Annotated in this window: 15 protein-coding genes; 3 read left to right on the top strand and 12 right to left on the bottom strand. The window is 62.6% G+C overall.

Features of this window, described 5'->3' with window-relative positions; genetic code table 11:
* From VIM98_RS19340 to VIM98_RS19300, 9 genes are all read right to left on the bottom strand, one after another.
* The coding region (locus VIM98_RS19340; RefSeq protein WP_331994737.1) for a fimbrial assembly protein at positions 1–805 on the bottom strand (805 nt) is incomplete at its 3' end.
* Entirely contained in the window at positions 802–1,689 is an 888-nt protein-coding gene (locus tag VIM98_RS19335; protein ID WP_331994736.1) for a type II secretion system protein GspK, read from the bottom strand. The genes VIM98_RS19335 and VIM98_RS19340, both read right to left, overlap by 4 nt.
* Complete coding sequence (locus tag VIM98_RS19330) at positions 1,686–2,366, bottom strand: prepilin-type N-terminal cleavage/methylation domain-containing protein (RefSeq protein ID WP_331994735.1); 681 nt, start codon at positions 2,364–2,366, stop codon at positions 1,686–1,688. The genes VIM98_RS19335 and VIM98_RS19330 overlap by 4 nt, the downstream gene beginning before the upstream one ends.
* Positions 2,363–2,785 carry a prepilin-type N-terminal cleavage/methylation domain-containing protein gene (locus tag VIM98_RS19325; RefSeq protein ID WP_331994734.1) on the bottom strand — a complete coding sequence of 141 codons (423 nt, stop codon included), beginning with the start codon at positions 2,783–2,785 and terminating at the stop codon, positions 2,363–2,365. The genes VIM98_RS19330 and VIM98_RS19325 overlap by 4 nt, the downstream gene beginning before the upstream one ends.
* Positions 2,782–3,294 (bottom strand): GspH/FimT family pseudopilin, encoded by a 513-nt coding sequence (locus VIM98_RS19320; RefSeq protein WP_331994733.1) that lies wholly within the window; start codon positions 3,292–3,294, stop codon positions 2,782–2,784. The genes VIM98_RS19325 and VIM98_RS19320 overlap by 4 nt, the downstream gene beginning before the upstream one ends.
* 4 nt (positions 3,295–3,298) lie before the next feature.
* Positions 3,299–3,724, bottom strand: a complete 426-nt coding sequence (gene gspG / locus VIM98_RS19315) for a type II secretion system major pseudopilin GspG (RefSeq protein ID WP_331994732.1) — start codon at positions 3,722–3,724, stop codon at positions 3,299–3,301.
* A 25-nt stretch (positions 3,725–3,749) separates the two neighbouring features.
* Entirely contained in the window at positions 3,750–4,967 is a 1,218-nt protein-coding gene (gspF, locus tag VIM98_RS19310) for a type II secretion system inner membrane protein GspF (RefSeq protein WP_331994731.1), read from the bottom strand.
* Between the two features lie 169 nt (positions 4,968–5,136).
* Positions 5,137–6,873, bottom strand: coding sequence for a type II secretion system ATPase GspE (gene gspE, locus VIM98_RS19305; RefSeq protein WP_331994738.1), 1,737 nt, complete (start codon positions 6,871–6,873; stop codon positions 5,137–5,139).
* A gap of 216 nt (positions 6,874–7,089) precedes the next feature.
* Positions 7,090–8,712 (bottom strand): S8 family peptidase, encoded by a 1,623-nt coding sequence (locus VIM98_RS19300; RefSeq protein WP_331994730.1) that lies wholly within the window; start codon positions 8,710–8,712, stop codon positions 7,090–7,092.
* A 293-nt stretch (positions 8,713–9,005) separates the two neighbouring features.
* On the opposite strand from VIM98_RS19300, the gene VIM98_RS19295 reads away from it, so the two are divergent.
* Positions 9,006–9,800, top strand: a complete 795-nt coding sequence (locus VIM98_RS19295; protein WP_331994729.1) for a TatD family hydrolase — start codon at positions 9,006–9,008, stop codon at positions 9,798–9,800.
* Between the two features lie 189 nt (positions 9,801–9,989).
* Positions 9,990–11,540: a S8 family serine peptidase gene (locus VIM98_RS19290; RefSeq protein ID WP_331994728.1), complete on the top strand. Its 1,551-nt coding sequence runs from the start codon at positions 9,990–9,992 to the stop codon at positions 11,538–11,540.
* 59 nt (positions 11,541–11,599) lie between these two features.
* Here the strand turns inward: VIM98_RS19290 and VIM98_RS19285 are convergent, their stop codons facing one another.
* The 3 genes from VIM98_RS19285 to VIM98_RS19275 form a co-directional block, all read right to left on the bottom strand.
* Positions 11,600–12,139 carry a pseudouridine synthase gene (locus VIM98_RS19285; protein WP_331994727.1) on the bottom strand — a complete coding sequence of 180 codons (540 nt, stop codon included), beginning with the start codon at positions 12,137–12,139 and terminating at the stop codon, positions 11,600–11,602.
* Between the two features lie 22 nt (positions 12,140–12,161).
* Positions 12,162–13,061 carry a methyltransferase gene (locus tag VIM98_RS19280; RefSeq protein WP_331994726.1) on the bottom strand — a complete coding sequence of 300 codons (900 nt, stop codon included), beginning with the start codon at positions 13,059–13,061 and terminating at the stop codon, positions 12,162–12,164.
* A 113-nt stretch (positions 13,062–13,174) separates the two neighbouring features.
* Positions 13,175–13,837, bottom strand: coding sequence for an NYN domain-containing protein (locus VIM98_RS19275; RefSeq protein WP_331994725.1), 663 nt, complete (start codon positions 13,835–13,837; stop codon positions 13,175–13,177).
* Between the two features lie 534 nt (positions 13,838–14,371).
* Between VIM98_RS19275 and VIM98_RS19270 the strand changes: the two genes are divergently transcribed.
* Entirely contained in the window at positions 14,372–15,388 is a 1,017-nt protein-coding gene (locus VIM98_RS19270; protein WP_331994724.1) for an SGNH/GDSL hydrolase family protein, read from the top strand.
* The last annotated feature ends 130 nt before the right edge of the window (positions 15,389–15,518 follow it).

The raw sequence follows: 15,518 nt of genomic DNA, 5'->3' as shown, positions 1-15,518 counted from the left end.
GCAGCGTAGAGACCTGCTGCGCGTCGCTGCGCATGGCTTCCACGTCGGTGCGCATCTGGTCCAGCGCCGCTTCGCGGTTGTGCAGGAACTGCAACAAAGACAGCAACAAAAGCAGCAGCGCGGCCGCAGCTAACGCGAGGTTGAGGCGCTGACGCGGATGCTTGCGGCGCGGCGCCAGTTCCGCTGGCAACAGGTTGACGCCCAGGCGATCCTCGCCCGACGCCACGTCGACGGCGTCCACCTGCAGACCCGAGGCGGCGAGTCGCGCGAGCAAGGGATCCAGCGTCTGCCGCGGCACCACCACCAGTTCGGCGGCGAAGCGTCCCGGCGGCGCGGGCGAACGCAGCTCGCGCACGTCGTAGCGCACCTGCTCGGTGCGGAACGGCGTCTGGCGATCCATCTCGAAAGCGCCGATCTGCTGAAGATTGTCGCGAGCTGCCAGCGGTAGCGTCAGACCACGACGCAGCATGATCGTTGCGGGCAGGCACAACGCGATGCGCAGATCCTCCGGATCGACGCCGCGCAGCGCATCGTGCAGCGCGACCTGCTGGGCAGCCGGGTCGAGCACGTCGCTCCAGCGCGCCAGCACCAGGTCTTGCCCGGCACGACGCAGTTGCCAATCGTCGCCCTGGCGCTCCAGTAGATACCAAAGCGCACCGCCGCTGAAAGCCTGGCGCCAGCGAGCCGGCAGCAGAGCGACCAGCTCGCCGCCCCACCATTGGAAAAAACGCGGCATCGGCGATGTGCGCCAGGCACGCCGTATGTTCTCCAGCAATGGCTGCAGTGATTGCGTCGCGGAACTCATTCCCCGTCTCCTTCCTTCCAACGCAATACCGCATAGGGTTGCGCGCCGAATCGAACTCCTTGTAACCGAATCGTGGCATTCAAGACGGCATGAGTGCCGTCGGCCAGGATCGCTTCCGAACGAATACTATGCGTTACTCCTTGCATACCGGCTAGCCCTTGGCCTGGACCGACGGCCTGTTGCCCGTTCTGCCGGGCAGCCAGGATAGCGGCCACTTGTTGCGGATCGATGTTGGGTATGGCGGCCAGCGCCAGCGGTGGCGCGGTATTCGGGTCGGGGGTATCCCGGCCGGACCAGATGGTGATGACATCGGCAATGCGCGCGTACAGTGCCGGTGTCATACCCAGCACCAACTGCATTTCTTCCGTGCTGGTAAACGGCCCGCCGCGCGGACCGTAGTCGAGGCCTGCCGCATGATATGGCTGCGAACGCTCATCCGCGTCGCCAGGCCCGGTACTGAAATTGCGCCACTCGACGACACGCTGCACCAACGCCTTGGCCTGACCGTCATCCAGGCCGGCCGCGCGGAACAGCCCCGCCAGCACTTCGGGGCGCGCAGCGTTGATATCGACCTTGCCGCCCTCGTCGATGACATTGATCTTGACAGTGGCGTTTTCGTACTTGAACGCATAGGTACGTCCGTCCGCGATCCAATGCGTCTGCGGCTGCACATCCAGCAAGCCGTAGGTGGCACGCACCATCCCCGCCTCGGCCGCGTAATGCGCCTGCGTCTGTGCAAACTGGTAGCGCGCCTGCATGCCCTCGGTACGCGCCAACATCGCATAGCCGCCCAGCATGATCGAGAGCAGGGTCAAAGCCCACATCACCACCAGCAATGCCACGCCACGCGGGCGCGCCGTTACGATCGGCCGCCGTGCGTTCATCGCAGCACCTGCCCGCGATTGAGCCCGCGCAGCACATTGAACTGATTGCCGACTGCACTCGGGTCGACCCGCAGCGGCACCTCCAGCAATGGCCACCCATCTCCGCTGTCCAGTTTCAGGTCGATGCGCACCAGGATCGGTATCGCTCGGCCGTCGGGCCAAGTGTCGCCCCAGGTGCCGGGTTGCTGATCGGTATCGGCACCGCGATAGCTGAAACTGCCTTCGCGTACGTTATCGATCAGCACTTCCGGCTCGCCCAGCGACTTGGCCCCGCTACCGTCGGGCGACAGGATCGCGAAGCTCATCTCCAGGCGCGAACCGCCCTTGCCGTTGGGTACCAGTTTGAGCTGCTGCAATTGCGGTCCCAACCTGCCGAGGTAGCCCGGTAAAGGAGCAACGAAGCGCAATTCGTGCGCATCGCCGATGAAATAGAGGTTTTCGCCGTTGTCGTTCTTGGCGAACGGTAACGCCAGGGTCTGTGCCAGCTCGCGACGCAGGAACATCTGCGCCGAGCGGATCTGATCGAGTCGTCCGATCGCCGCCTCGCCCGCGCGCACACTTTGCGTCGCGGCGCGAATACCGCCGTAGACACCGAGCAGCAGCAGGGCCAACAGCGCCAGCGAACCCAGTACTTCGATCAGCGTAAAACCGCTAGCGTGGCGATGTTGCGGCTTCATCGCGGCACACCCGGCTGCTGCGCCACAGCGCCGACCATACGCAAGGTACTGAAATGTGCCGATCGCTCGCGCGGCGCGCCCCACATGACGTCCAGGTCGAGCTTGAACATCTGCGCGGAAATATTGCTCCCGGCATCGCCCGGTTGATAAGGCGCGACGGTGAGACGCCAGCGATAATCCCCATCGAACTTGCCTTCGGTCGTCCCCGCCTGAAGCTTCTGTTCCATGCCTGCGGTGTCGAGCAGACTGCGCGCCCATAATGCGGCCTGCGAATGGTCGGCCGCGTTGCGAGTCAGGCCGATCGAACTGCCGGCCACTTGCATCAACGCGGCAAAAGCAATAGCCAGCAACAACAACGCGGCGAGTATCTCGATCAGGCTGAAGCCACGCATTCGGGCATGGGCGACGACGCGTTTCATTGCACTACCACGCTTACCGCACCGGTCAGCCACGAGACATTGACCAGCCACTGACGCTGCTGCATTTTCAGCGTGATATGGCCGCCAGTGGAGCTGCCGTCCGGGAAGAAGCGGATGCGGCCGATGTTGCTGTTGAGCTGGTCCTCGGCTGCGCTGGTGATTCCCAGCGTCATGCCTTGCGGCAAGCGTACCTCGCGACCGCCGGCAGGTGTGTAGGTATAGTCACGGATATTCACCGCGAAGGTTTGTTCTTTGCCTTGCACGATGGCTTGCGCGCGCGTCGCGCGCAAGGCAGCGGCCATTTCGCCACTGGCCGCATTGACGCGCGCACTGGTCAGGCCCTGCGCCACCGAGACCGACACCGCCGCCGCCGCGACGCCGATCAGGATGATGACAACCAACATCTCCAGCAGGGTAAAGCCGCGCGATAAGCGACAAATGCGCGCAGGCGAAGCCGCGCCACAGGCGCGTCCTCGCCGATCGTTACGCTGCACTCGTCGCTGGAGCATGATGTCACTGCCAGTTGCCGACGTCCGCGTTGTAACCGTCGCCGCCGGGCTGACCGTCCTGGCCATAGAAGATCAAATCGAAACTGCCATGGTCGCCGGGATACTTGTAGCCGAAATCGTGGCCCCAGGGATCCTTCATCTCCGACTCTTTCACATACGGACCTTGCCAGTTGCGCGCATTGGCCGGACGGTTGAGCAGATCGCCCAGCTGCTGCGGTGGCGAACCGTTGTCGAGCGCATAGTTTTCGATCTTCTGGCTGAGCGTAGTCAGCTGCGCCTTGCCGGCGCCGTACTTGCCCTTATCCACGTTCTTGCCCACGCCAGTCACCACGACCGCACCGATAATGCCGATCAACACGATCACCGCCAGCATTTCCAGCAGGGTGAAACCGCTTTGTTTTGCACTCCGCGCCATAGCGAAAGTCTTCATAGAACTTCCTTCCTCCAAAAGAGCATCACTGAATATTGCTGGTAAGGCTGAGCAATGGCAGCAGGATGGCCGCCATGATGATCGCCACCAGGATGGTCATAACGATAGTCAATGCCGGCACCAGGGCGGCCAATAGTCGATCGATCGAGCGCTTGGCTTCCAGATCGAACGTATCGGCCACCTTGAGTAGCATGACGTCGAGCTGGCCGGCCTCTTCGCCGACCTGCACCATCTGCAAGGCCAGGCGCGGAAAGCGCTGCGACTGCGAAAGCGCCAGGCTCAGACCGGAACCGCCCTTGACCTGTTCGGCCGCCTGCGACAAGGCTTCGTCGAGCGCGCGGTTGGAAGTGACCTGCCGTGCGATGCCCAACGATGAAAGCAGAGGCACGCCGTTCTTCAACAGTGTGCCCAAGGTGCGCGCGATACGTGCGGTCTCGATCTTCAGCAGCAGCGGGCCGACTACGCGCATGGTCAGTATTTTCGCGTGCCAGGCCAGGCGCGTATCCGGATCGCGCAAGCGCGCGCGCCAGATCAAGACGCCGACAACGGCGATTGCTGCGATCAACCACCACCACGAGTGCATCACGTCGCCCACCGCCAGCACCGCTTTGGTGATGAACGGAATCGGCACGCGCATATCTTCGAAGATCGGCACGAATTGCGGCACGACATAGGCCAGTAGCAGCACCAGCGAGCCGAGCACGCCCACCAGCAGGATGGCCGGGTAGATCAATGCATTGATGATGCTGCCACGCAACTGCTGCGTGCGTTCCAGGTAATCGGCAAGGCGGCGCAAGGTGTCTTCCAGCGAGCCACCGGCCTCGCCGGCGCGCACCAGGCTGATATAGAGCTTGGGGAATACGCCATGTTCTTCTTCCATCGCCTGCGACAGCGGCGTGCCGCCACGCACGCGGTCGCGAATGCGCTCGACCAGTTTCTTGGCGCGCTCACCTTCGGGCAGTTCGAGCAGGATGCCCAATGCACGATCCAGCGGCTGGCCCGCGCCCAGCAAGGTAGCCAGCTGATGAGTGAATTGAGCCAGTTGATCGCCGCTGAACGGGCCGCGCTTGAGCAGGCCGGCGATGCCGCCACCGGCGGCATCCGCATCGGCAGCACGCGCCTCCAACGGGGTATTGCCCTGGTCCTGCAGGCGGCCGATGACTTCATCGACGCTGGCCGCTTCCATCTGCCCCTGCAGAATCTCGCCGGAGTCGCTGACCGCACGGTATCGGAACTGGGTCATGGCTTATCGAGACGCAAAGGAAGATTGGACGGCGAAAGGAAGGCTCCCCGGCCACCCAAAGACACGGCAGCCGCAGACTGTGACTGCGGCAGACGAGTGGAGTTCGCGCTCGGGGGGTAAAGTTTTGAGAACTGCGGCAGGCTTCCAGCCCAGATCGACACGAAGACCGTCAACTTTCCTGCGTGACACGCAGCACCTCCTCAATGGTGGTGATGCCTGCCACCGCTTTGGCGATGCCGTCCTCGTACATGGTGCGCATACCTTCCGCGCGCGCCTGACGCTCGATTTCGCCCGCATCGGCGCGCTTCATCACCAGCCGGCGCAGCGGATCGCTCATGACCAGGAATTCCATGATCGCCCGGCGACCGCGATAGCCGGTAGGGTTGGCCGTGCTGCTGCCAGGTTTCCACAGGCGGATCGGGCGCTCGTCGGTGTATTTGTGCAGCTCGAACTGCTCGATGACTTCCGGCAGCGCCTCGTAAGAAATTGCGGTTTCCGGATCCAGGCGGCGCACCAGGCGCTGGGCCAGGATACCGTTGACGGTCGAGCCGAGCAGGTAATCTTCCACGCCCATGTCGAGCAGACGGGTAATACCGCCGGCCGCGCTGTTGGTGTGCAGCGTCGACAGCACCAGGTGACCGGTAAGTGCCGACTGGATGGCGATGCGGCAGGTTTCCAGATCGCGCATTTCACCGATCATGATGACATCAGGGTCCTGTCGCACGATCGAGCGCAACGCGCCGGTAAAGTCCAGACCGATCTGCGGTTTGACCTGGATCTGGTTGATGCCTTCGATCTGGTATTCGACCGGGTCCTCGACGGTGATGATCTTCACGTCGGGCGTGTTGATCTGCGACAACGCGGTGTAAAGCGTGGTGGTCTTGCCCGAACCGGTCGGGCCGGTGACCAGCAGGATGCCGTGCGGGCGTTCCAACACATCGACAAAACGTTGCTGGAAGCTGTCGGTGAAGCCAAGCGAGGCGAAATCGAATACCACCGATTCGCGATCGAGGATACGCATGACGACCGATTCGCCGAAGCTGGTCGGCACGGTAGAAACGCGCAGATCCAGTTCCTTGCCTTGCACACGCAGCTGAATGCGGCCGTCCTGCGGTAGCCTGCGCTCGGCGATGTTGAGCTTGGCCATGATCTTCACGCGCGAAATCACCGCGGCGGTCGAACTGGCGGGAGGCGCTTCCACTTCGTGCAATACACCGTCGATGCGGTAACGCACTTTCAGGCGATTTTCGAACGGCTCGATATGCACGTCCGAAGCACGCTGCTCTACGGCACGTTGCAAGATCAGGTTGACCAGCCGGATCACCGGCGCTTCCGAAGCCAGGTCGCGCAGGTGCTCGACATCGTCCTCGACCATAGCGCTGCCATCGAGGTTTTCCACGATAGTGCCCATCGCCGAGCGGCCCGAGCCGTAATAGCGCTCGATCAGATCGTCGATTTCCGAGCGCAGGCCGATACGCAGCGCAACCGGTCGCCCTGCGGCCAGCTCGACCGCGTGCAACGGATAGGGATCGGCCGGATCGGCCACGATCAGTGCAAGGCCGTCGTCGCCATCGCGTACCGGCACCACGTGCTGTTGCTTGAGAAAGCGCAACGACAGGTCCAGTTCGGCCGGAGGCAGCTCAGGCGCTTCGCGCGCCGCCAGCAGGGGCGCGTGCAGCAGTTCGGACCATGCCTCGGCAAGATCCCTCTCGGAGACCAGTCCAAGGCGCGCCATCAAAGCGGTCAAGGTGCCTTCGGGCGATTCCTCGTGAAGGCGCCGTGCTCGTATCAGATCGCCGTCTTTGAGGCGGCCACGGGCGACCAGCAACGCGCAGACCGCCACTTCGCGGTCTTGGGTCGCCGTTTCGTTCCCGGTTGTCGCCGGCGTTAATGTGGCTGCCGACATCTGCTCACCCCGCATCCAAGTTTCGTTTCGCACCCACGACGCTCCATGCATCGCCCCCAAAAGGTGCGGAGAGATGCATTGTTAACATATTCGGCGGGGATTACGCGAGCGTTGCATGAACGCGACGCAGAAAGCGACAAAACGCGGAAAAATGCGGGGCCGGCGCCTATCGGCACCAGCCCCTTTTCCCACCCTTTTTTCAGACTTTGTCTATTTCTAAGGCTGTGCGCCGGCTGCCTGCACCGCAGCATAGGCGTTGAGGATACCCGTGCCGATCTTGCGGTTGGTTGGTGGCGTGACGTGAAACACAGTCGCCGACGAACGCAACAGAGTGGTGACCTGAGCGGGCGTGAGCAGCGATTTGCCCAACGACAGGCGATAGCTCTGCATCAGGGCCACGGCTCCGGCGACGTGCGGCGTAGCTTGCGAGGTGCCGGCCATGCCGCCGTAGGTCGAGGTCGTCGGCGTGGTCGAGCCGGCGTTGATGGTGGACCAGATAAAGCCCGTGGTCACCTGCGTACCGCTGGAACCGTCGTTGCGGTAGACGCCGCCGCCGGGTGCGGACAACGTAATGCCATTGCCATAGTTGGAGTAAAACGCCCGCTTGCTGCTGATACCGGTAGCGGCAACCGCCACCACGCCACTGCAGCTGGCGGGCGAGAAATTCGAGACATTGGCATTGCTGTTGCCGGCAGCCACGACAACGGCGGCACCACGGCCGATCGCACCGGTGATTGCCAGACCGAGCACCGAATTGGAGGGACAAGTACCCGACCCACCCAGGCTCAGGCTGATCACCTTGGCCGGGTTGGCGTTGTCCGGGACCCCGGCAACATGGCCACCTGATGCCCAGGTGATGGCATCGGCGATATCGCTGTCGGAACCGCCGCAATGGCCCAGTACGCGCACCGGCAGCACCTTTGCGCCGAACGCCGTGCCGACCATACCGGTGCTGTTGTTGGTCTTTTCACCGCCGGCCGTGCCGAATACGTGCGTACCGTGCCAGCTGCTTGCCTCGGCTGGCTGGCCGAGACCGCACTGGCCAGCGGTCGTCCAATCCCCGGTATCCCAGCCACCCGAGACCCTTCCATCTGTGCTGCGCCCGGAGACGTCGTGGTCGGTGATGAAGTCGTAGCCGACATTGGCCAGGGTCAGGTCGAGGTCCGGATGGTTGGTCACGCCGGTATCCAGGCTGGCGATCACCACACCGGTACCGTCGGCCAGGGACCAGGCCTGCTGGATATTGGCACCGCCCCAGTTAGCGACGGACGTACCCAGCGTGTTGTCGATGAAACCGGCACCGCCGGCAGCCAGGTAATCCCACTGGTATCCCGCGTAGTACTGATCGTTCGGTACCGTAAAGGGTGCCGCGCCGGCCGGTGCGATCGTCGGACGATCGACGGCTTGGCGCATATAGTCCGGCTGCACGAACTCCACCGCGGGATCGGCCGCCAGTTGCTGCACGAATTGACGTGTCTCGGCCGCGTTCAAGCGACGCGACGTCTTCACCACATCGCCCCCGATCGCCAAACGCCGACCATAGGTCACACCGACCATGCGGCCGCCGCGTACAGCCTGAGCTCCGCTGCCGGCCTGGTCGAGCAGATTGGCCCGCACGGCGGCCGCGTTGATCGACTGCACCGCGGCATCGGGCCGGGTCCGTTCGCTGCTGCCGTCGCGATATAGCACGACGAAACGGTTATAGGTCTGATTTTCCTGCACTGCGCTGAGATCGAAACGGCTGGTATTGGTCGAAATATCGTCGGCCGCCATCGCCGGCAGCCCCATCGCCATCAACATCGAAGCCACCAAGAATTTCACCTGGGAACGCTGTTTCATCTGTTTTTCCCTCTCACAGTCAATTAGGAGCGAAGCGCTCGCCGCGACTCCCTGCGATAAGGCTCTCCACAGCCCCTGCCAGCGGGCGGCCTTTGCAAGTCTTTGAAACTTCGCTGGAATGTCCCCTTCCAGGCGCACCGTCCAGGCTCGCCTCCTCCCAAGCTAACCTCGTAAGCTCCTGCGATGATGGGATCGGGTTCGCAATTTCTTGCAGTCAACATTCTCTCTGCCCGCTGGCCCGGCTCCGGCTGCTTTGGGACAATCGCTTTTTTGCCAGCGTTGCTTTTTTATCCATGCAGTTGCTCGATATCGGCGCCAATCTCACCCACGAATCCTTCCGCCACGACCTCGACGAAGTGCTGGCGCGCGCCCATGCGCAAGGCGTCACGCGCATGGTCGTCACTGGCGCGTCGCGCGACGGCAGCGAGCATGCCTTGCAGCTGGCACGGCGCCATCCTGGTCGCTTGTACGCCACTGCCGGGGTGCATCCACATCACGCGATCGACTATGACGAGGCGACCGACGCGGCACTGCGCGAACTGGCAACTCAGCCCGAGGTGTGTGCGGTAGGCGAAACAGGCCTGGACTATCACCGCAACTACTCGCCGCGCGATGTGCAACTGGATGTCTTCGAGAAACAACTGAAGATTGCCGCCGAGCGCAGCGTGCCGCTGTTCTTGCACCAGCGCGACGCACACGCGGATTTCCTGGCCTTGCTCAAGCGTTATCGCGATCGCGTGCCGGCGGCGGTAGTACATTGCTTTACCGACACGGGCGACGCATTGCGCGATTATTTGGCACTCGATTGCCATATCGGCATTACGGGCTGGATCTGCGATGAGCGCCGCGGGACCCACTTGCGCGAACTGGTACGCGAGATTCCCGCCAACCGGCTGATGATCGAAACCGACGCGCCCTACCTCTTGCCGCGCACGGTACGTCCACACCCGGCCCATCGCCGCAACGAACCGATGTACCTGCGGCATATCTGCGAGGAAATTGCGCGCGATCGTGGCGAACCGGTCGAGGTCACTGCCGCCAACAGCACCGCAACGGCGCAAGCATTCTTCGGCATCGGCGATCGCTGAGTCGGCGCAAGCCATAGGGCACACCCTTCGCGCATGCGTGTCGCGTAGGCAAATTGTGCTTGCGGTGCCAGTCCTACGCCGACACACACTCCTGCCAGGAGGCATTGAGCAAGCGCCGGTCGTCACTTTAGTTTTGTTCCATGCCGAAAAAGACTCGGCATGTTTCCCAGACATGGAGGCTCAGGAACAATGAACTATCGAACAAGACTTGGCTTATCGGCCATCGCCGTCTCGCTCGCAATGGCAGCGTACGCGAACGATAACGCGCTGCCACAAACGCGGCTCGATCTGACGGGGCTGGATGACGCCGGCACATACCGGGGTTTTATCGTCACCTATCGCGACGGAACTGACAATGCGGTACAGCGTCAGGCATCGCTCGAGCGATCGAACGCGGCGCTGGCGCGTACATCCGCGCTTGGTGTCGCATCCAAAACGCCGGCGCGTCTGCATCACGCGCGACATGTCGCTTCGAACGGTGAAGTATTCGTTGCTTCGCAGCCGCTGGACGCCGCCCGGGCACGCCGCGTCGCAGAAATCCTGGCCTCCGACGCCGCCGTGGCTTTTGTCCAGCCCGATTATCTGCTGCAACCGGCAGCGTTACCTGACGATCAGTATTACTCCCACTATCAATGGGATTACCTGCCTGCCGACGGCCTCGGCTTCATCGATCCGAAAACGTGGATGCCCGTATCCAACGACGGGGGCGCAAACATCCAAAAAGCGTGGGACCTCTCGCGCGGCGAAGGCATTGTCATCGCCAGCCTCGATACCGGCGTGACGCAACACCCGGACCTGGACGTATCGCTGGCCGACGATGGCTACGACTTCATCACCGACAGCACCTTCTCCGGTCGCACGCAGGACGGCCGTGTTGCCGGCGGCTGGGATACCGGTGACTGGACCGCACCAGGACAATGCGGCCCGCTCACACGCGCCAATGCCAGCTCATGGCATGGCACGCACGTTTTCGGTACGGCGGGCGGCCAGACTACCGGCAATGGAATCGGCATGGCCGGCACCGCCCACGGAGCCCAGGTGCTTCCCATCCGGGTACTTGGCCATTGCGGCGGCTTGATGAGCGATATCGCCGACGCCATCACATGGGCGTCGGGCGGCCATGTCGAGGGCATTCCAGACAACGCTCACCCCGCCCAGGCGATCAGCCTGAGCCTCGGCGGACCCGGTCAGTGCCCCGCGCAGTCGGTCATGGCGCGAGCGATTGCGGAAGCGAACGAGCGCGGCGCTACCGTCGTCGTCGCCGCGGGCAATAGCAACACCGACGTCTCGCGTTTCACCCCGGCCAACTGCCCGGGCGTCGTTACGGTGGCCGCAACGGGCATCACCAGCCGCCGCGCCTGGTACTCCAACTATGGCGAGGGCATTACGCTGGCCGCCCCCGGTGGGGGTGTTTATGACGACGATGCCAGCACCGGCGCGACGACCGACACGGGGTTCATCTGGTCGGCCAGCAACAGCGGCGCCACCACGCCGACTCATTCATCCTACGCTGGCGTGGCCGGAACATCCCAAGCGGCACCGCATGTCACCGGCACCGTTGCCATGATGCAGAGCTACCGGCACAGCCTGGGCAAAGCGCTCCTGACGCCAGCTCAGGTGAGCGAACTTCTGCGCGCCTCGGCCGCCACTCCGGCGATCGCACCGTCAGCGGCCAAACCGATCGGCGCAGGCCTGCTGGATGCGTACGAAGCCGTGCGCGTAGCAGGCGAAGCGCCCTGACTCCCATCGGGTTTCACGAGGCAGCGCATCGCGCTGCCTCTCGTGGCTAGATCGGGTCTTCAACCGTCATCGAGCCGACGCGTCTGGCCCGGCTGCAAACCCTCCAGGCGATAGCCGCCGACACTCACGCGAATCAGACGCAATGTGGGAAATCCCACGGCAGCGGTCATGCGACGCACTTGCCGGTTACGCCCTTCGCGCAAGGTGATGCTCAGCCAACTGGTAGGAATGGCTTTGCGGAAACGTACCGGTGGATCGCGTGGCCACAGCCATTCAGGCTCGGCGGCATGCGACACCTGAGCACGTTGCGTAGGGCCGTCGTTCAACACGACACCGCGTGTCAACGCCGCGATTGCCTCATCGGTCACCTGCCCGTCGACCTGCGCGAGATAGGTCTTGGGTTGCTTGTGGCGTGGATCGGTCAGGCGATGCGCCAGGGCACCGTCGTCCGTGAGCAGCAGCAGGCCCTCGCTGTCGTAGTCGAGCCGTCCGGCTGGATAGATATTCTTCTGAGCGACGAACTCGGCCAGCGTGCGCCGGCCGTCGTTATCGGTGAACTGGCAGAGCACGCCATACGGCTTGTTGAGCGCAATCAGCATGGCGTGGCTTGCGAGGCGCGGATCAATGTGCGGCGGTACCCGCGCCAGCCGGAGCTGCCGGCTTGACGAAACGCAAGGTCATGCGATCGGATTCGCCGATCGCCAGATACTTGGCCCGGTCCTTATCGCCCAAGGTCAGTGTCGGCGGCAGCGTCCATACGCCTTGCGGATAATCCTTGGTGTCCTTCGGATTGGCATTGATCTCGCTGGACTCTACCAACTTGAAACCGGCGTCGGTGGCCAGCTTGATCACGTAAGCCGTCGGCAGGTATCCGCTCTTCTTCACCGCATCGAGCGAAGCGTTAGGCGCGGCGCGATGGTCGACCACACCCAGCACGCCACCCGGCCGCAATACGGCAAAGAACCCCTTGAACATCGCCGGCGCGGTATTGGCCATCGTCCAGTTATGCACGTTGCGGAAGGTCAACACCACATCCGCCGAACCGGGCGCACCGAATGACGGCGCCTTCGGATCGAACTCGACGATGGTCGCCTTGCCATAATGCGGCGGATCGGCGGCGAATTTCTGATGCAGACCGTTCGAATCCTGGCGGGCCTCACCACCACCGGCAGGCTTCTGCAGGGCGGCAACGTAATGGCCATTGTCCATCAGCAGAGGCGCCAGAATCTCGCTGTACCAACCGCCTCCGGGCGTGATCTCGACCACCGTGTAATCCGGCCGCACACCGAAGAACTCCAGGGTCTGCTTGGGATGACGATAGACATCGCGAGCGCGGTTTGCATCCGAGCGCCATGTGCCGGCCAGGATGCTGTCCAATTGCGCCGAGGTAAAATCGCGCGCGCTGGTCGGGGGCACGAGATCGCCTGCCGGCTGATCCTGTGCTTCTTGCGCATAAGTGGGGGCGACCAGGCAGGTGGCGACCAGCCACGCAGCCAAGCCCAGGGTCGTACGGGTCTTCATCGACAGCTCCTTATCGCGGCGCCGGAAAGGCTAGCACGTGGCAGGCCGCAAGCCACGTCAACGAATGGTGTAGACCGCGCCTTGCAGCCGCCTGTCGATCGGCGGCATCGGGGTCAGAACGGCCGTGGACAGACCGATTGCAGCCCGTCGATATGCTCGTGCAGGTCGGGAGCGATGCCCTGCCACATCGGATCGAGGATGAAATCGATGCCCTCGTAACGCGCGAGCTTGGCGGCCGGAATGAAATCCGCGTCGCCGGCCACCAGGATGATCTGATCGACCTGTTTCTTATAGGCGAGCGCGGCAATATCGATACCGATCTTCATGTCTACCTGGGTCTGGCGCATATCCGGCTCGAAATGTTCGTCGCCCAAATCGTCCCAATGCAGGCTGCCGTCGCGCAATTGCTGGTACGCGTAGCGCTTGAGCTGCCATTCGCCCCGCTCGGCCAGACGCCCCAGCCTGAGCGCAAGCTTCCGCTGGCGGCGCAATTGCTCATGCAGATCGCGACGGAATGCGGCCGAACCCGTACGCGAAAAGTCGAGGCTATCGCCGCTGATCGGCTTGATGAAGCTTTTTTCCAGTGGGGGGCAGTCGTAGAAGAAGATGCGATAGAGCGCTTCGCGCGGGCGATCGAGCGCTTTCAGGTGCTCGAGGGCCATGCCGAAGACCGTCTTGGCGACAGTGCGCGCATCGTTTGCGTCGCGCTCGCCCCAGACTTTGCGATAACGGGCAAGAAAAAAAGCGCCGTCGATGAGAATGGCGGTGCGGTTCATAGAGGACATGATCGGTCGGGATAAAAAGGAATTATAGATGCCGGGCACTACGAACCCGGCGAACTGTGAATTCTACCCAATTCCTGTCGAAAGGTTCAGCTGGAGCCGACCTTGCCTCATATGCGGTCTAGTCAGCGGTCTGTCGGACGCTGCCGTTTCTCATATCCCGACCCGATATAGACGACATCTTCACGCAGCGGCTGGATTGACAATCGCATCAAGGAAAAGGAGTTCGCCATGGTTGGGATTGGGCAATTACGTCGTCTTTGCGCTTATGCGTTGATATTCGCCGCCTCGACAGCAACCGGGCAGCACGCCCCCATTGATATAGCCGAGGCGCCGTCCACGAACCCTCCGTCGCCGCCTGCGGATCGAATGCAAGGCAGGTCGACGACGACGTACGTGCGGTGCCACTATCGCAACGACAGCGGCATCGCCGCCACGTCCACGCAATACCAATGGGCACTGACTTCCACGGGTGACTGGTACGAGTTACCAGGCTACTGGTATAGCCGATCTACGCTTGGTGCGAATATGTTCTACACCAACGTACCGGCAACGGACCTGAAAGCTGCCTGCGACGAAACGTTGCAGCAGCACGATATCCACGCCGATACCGTCATGATCGCCGCTTCGAATACCGCGCTTTCACCATTCAACTACACCATCTGGCATCAGGGTGAAGCAGGAACGCACGCGTTCGAACGCATGGTTGTTTTCGGTGACAGCCTGAGTGACACGCAGAACATCTATAGTCTCACGCTGCACGCCGCACCGGCCAAAGGCAGTTGGTTTCTCGGCCGCTTCAGCAATGGCCCGGTTTGGACAGAGTACCTCGCCAAAGCTGCTGACCTGCCGCTCTACACCTGGGCCGTCGGCTCGGCCGGCACCGACCAGCACCTGATCTTGCCGGGCTTCCCTCAGCAGGTCGACTCTTGGCGCAGCTACATGACAGCCGCAGAGCACTACGATCCGAGCGGCACACTATTCCTCGCCTTGTTCGGCGGCAACGACTTCATCAACTACGATGTCACACCCGCAGCCGCACTCGAAGCGGTCACGCGCGGAATCGACAAACTGCTGGCAGCAGGCGCAACGCGAATCGTCATCGGCAACCTGCCCGATGTCACTCGCGCGCCCATTTTCAAATGGCGAGACGACGCTGTCACCGTTGCGGCAAGAGTGCGCCAGTACAACGCAGGATTGGCTTCGCTCATCGCGCAACGCCACGACAGCCGACTGACATTGTTCGATGCCGCAGCGTTTTTCGACACTATTCTCCGCTCCCCCGGTAGATTCGGATTTACCGATATCGATACGTCCTGCCTGCGCATGGACACGTCCAGCCTTTGGGCCTACCGCGCCGAACAGCAACGCAGGCCGGGTTGCGACCCCGAGCATTTCCTCTTCTGGGACACTCTCCACCCAACATCACGCTTGCACCAGTTGATGGGAGAGGCCGCACTCAAAGCTATTCCTGAGCTGTCGCAACACCAGGGAACCTCTAAAAAAACCCCTTTTATTCGTCATCCCGGCGACAATGAAAACTGACGCTTTTCGTGGCTCTCACTCGTCGCTTCCTTGGCACTTCGCATGCCGGCGGCTCAGGGCACGCAATGCGCCCAAGAGTCCTTATCATCCGCCCAACAAGGCATCCATCGCTTCCTGATACCGCCCCGCC

Source organism: Dyella sp. (assembly GCF_036568765.1).
Lineage (GTDB): Bacteria > Pseudomonadota > Gammaproteobacteria > Xanthomonadales > Rhodanobacteraceae > GSA-30.
Note: the sequence above shows the minus strand (reverse complement) of the source record. Positions and strands in the feature narration are given on the sequence as shown.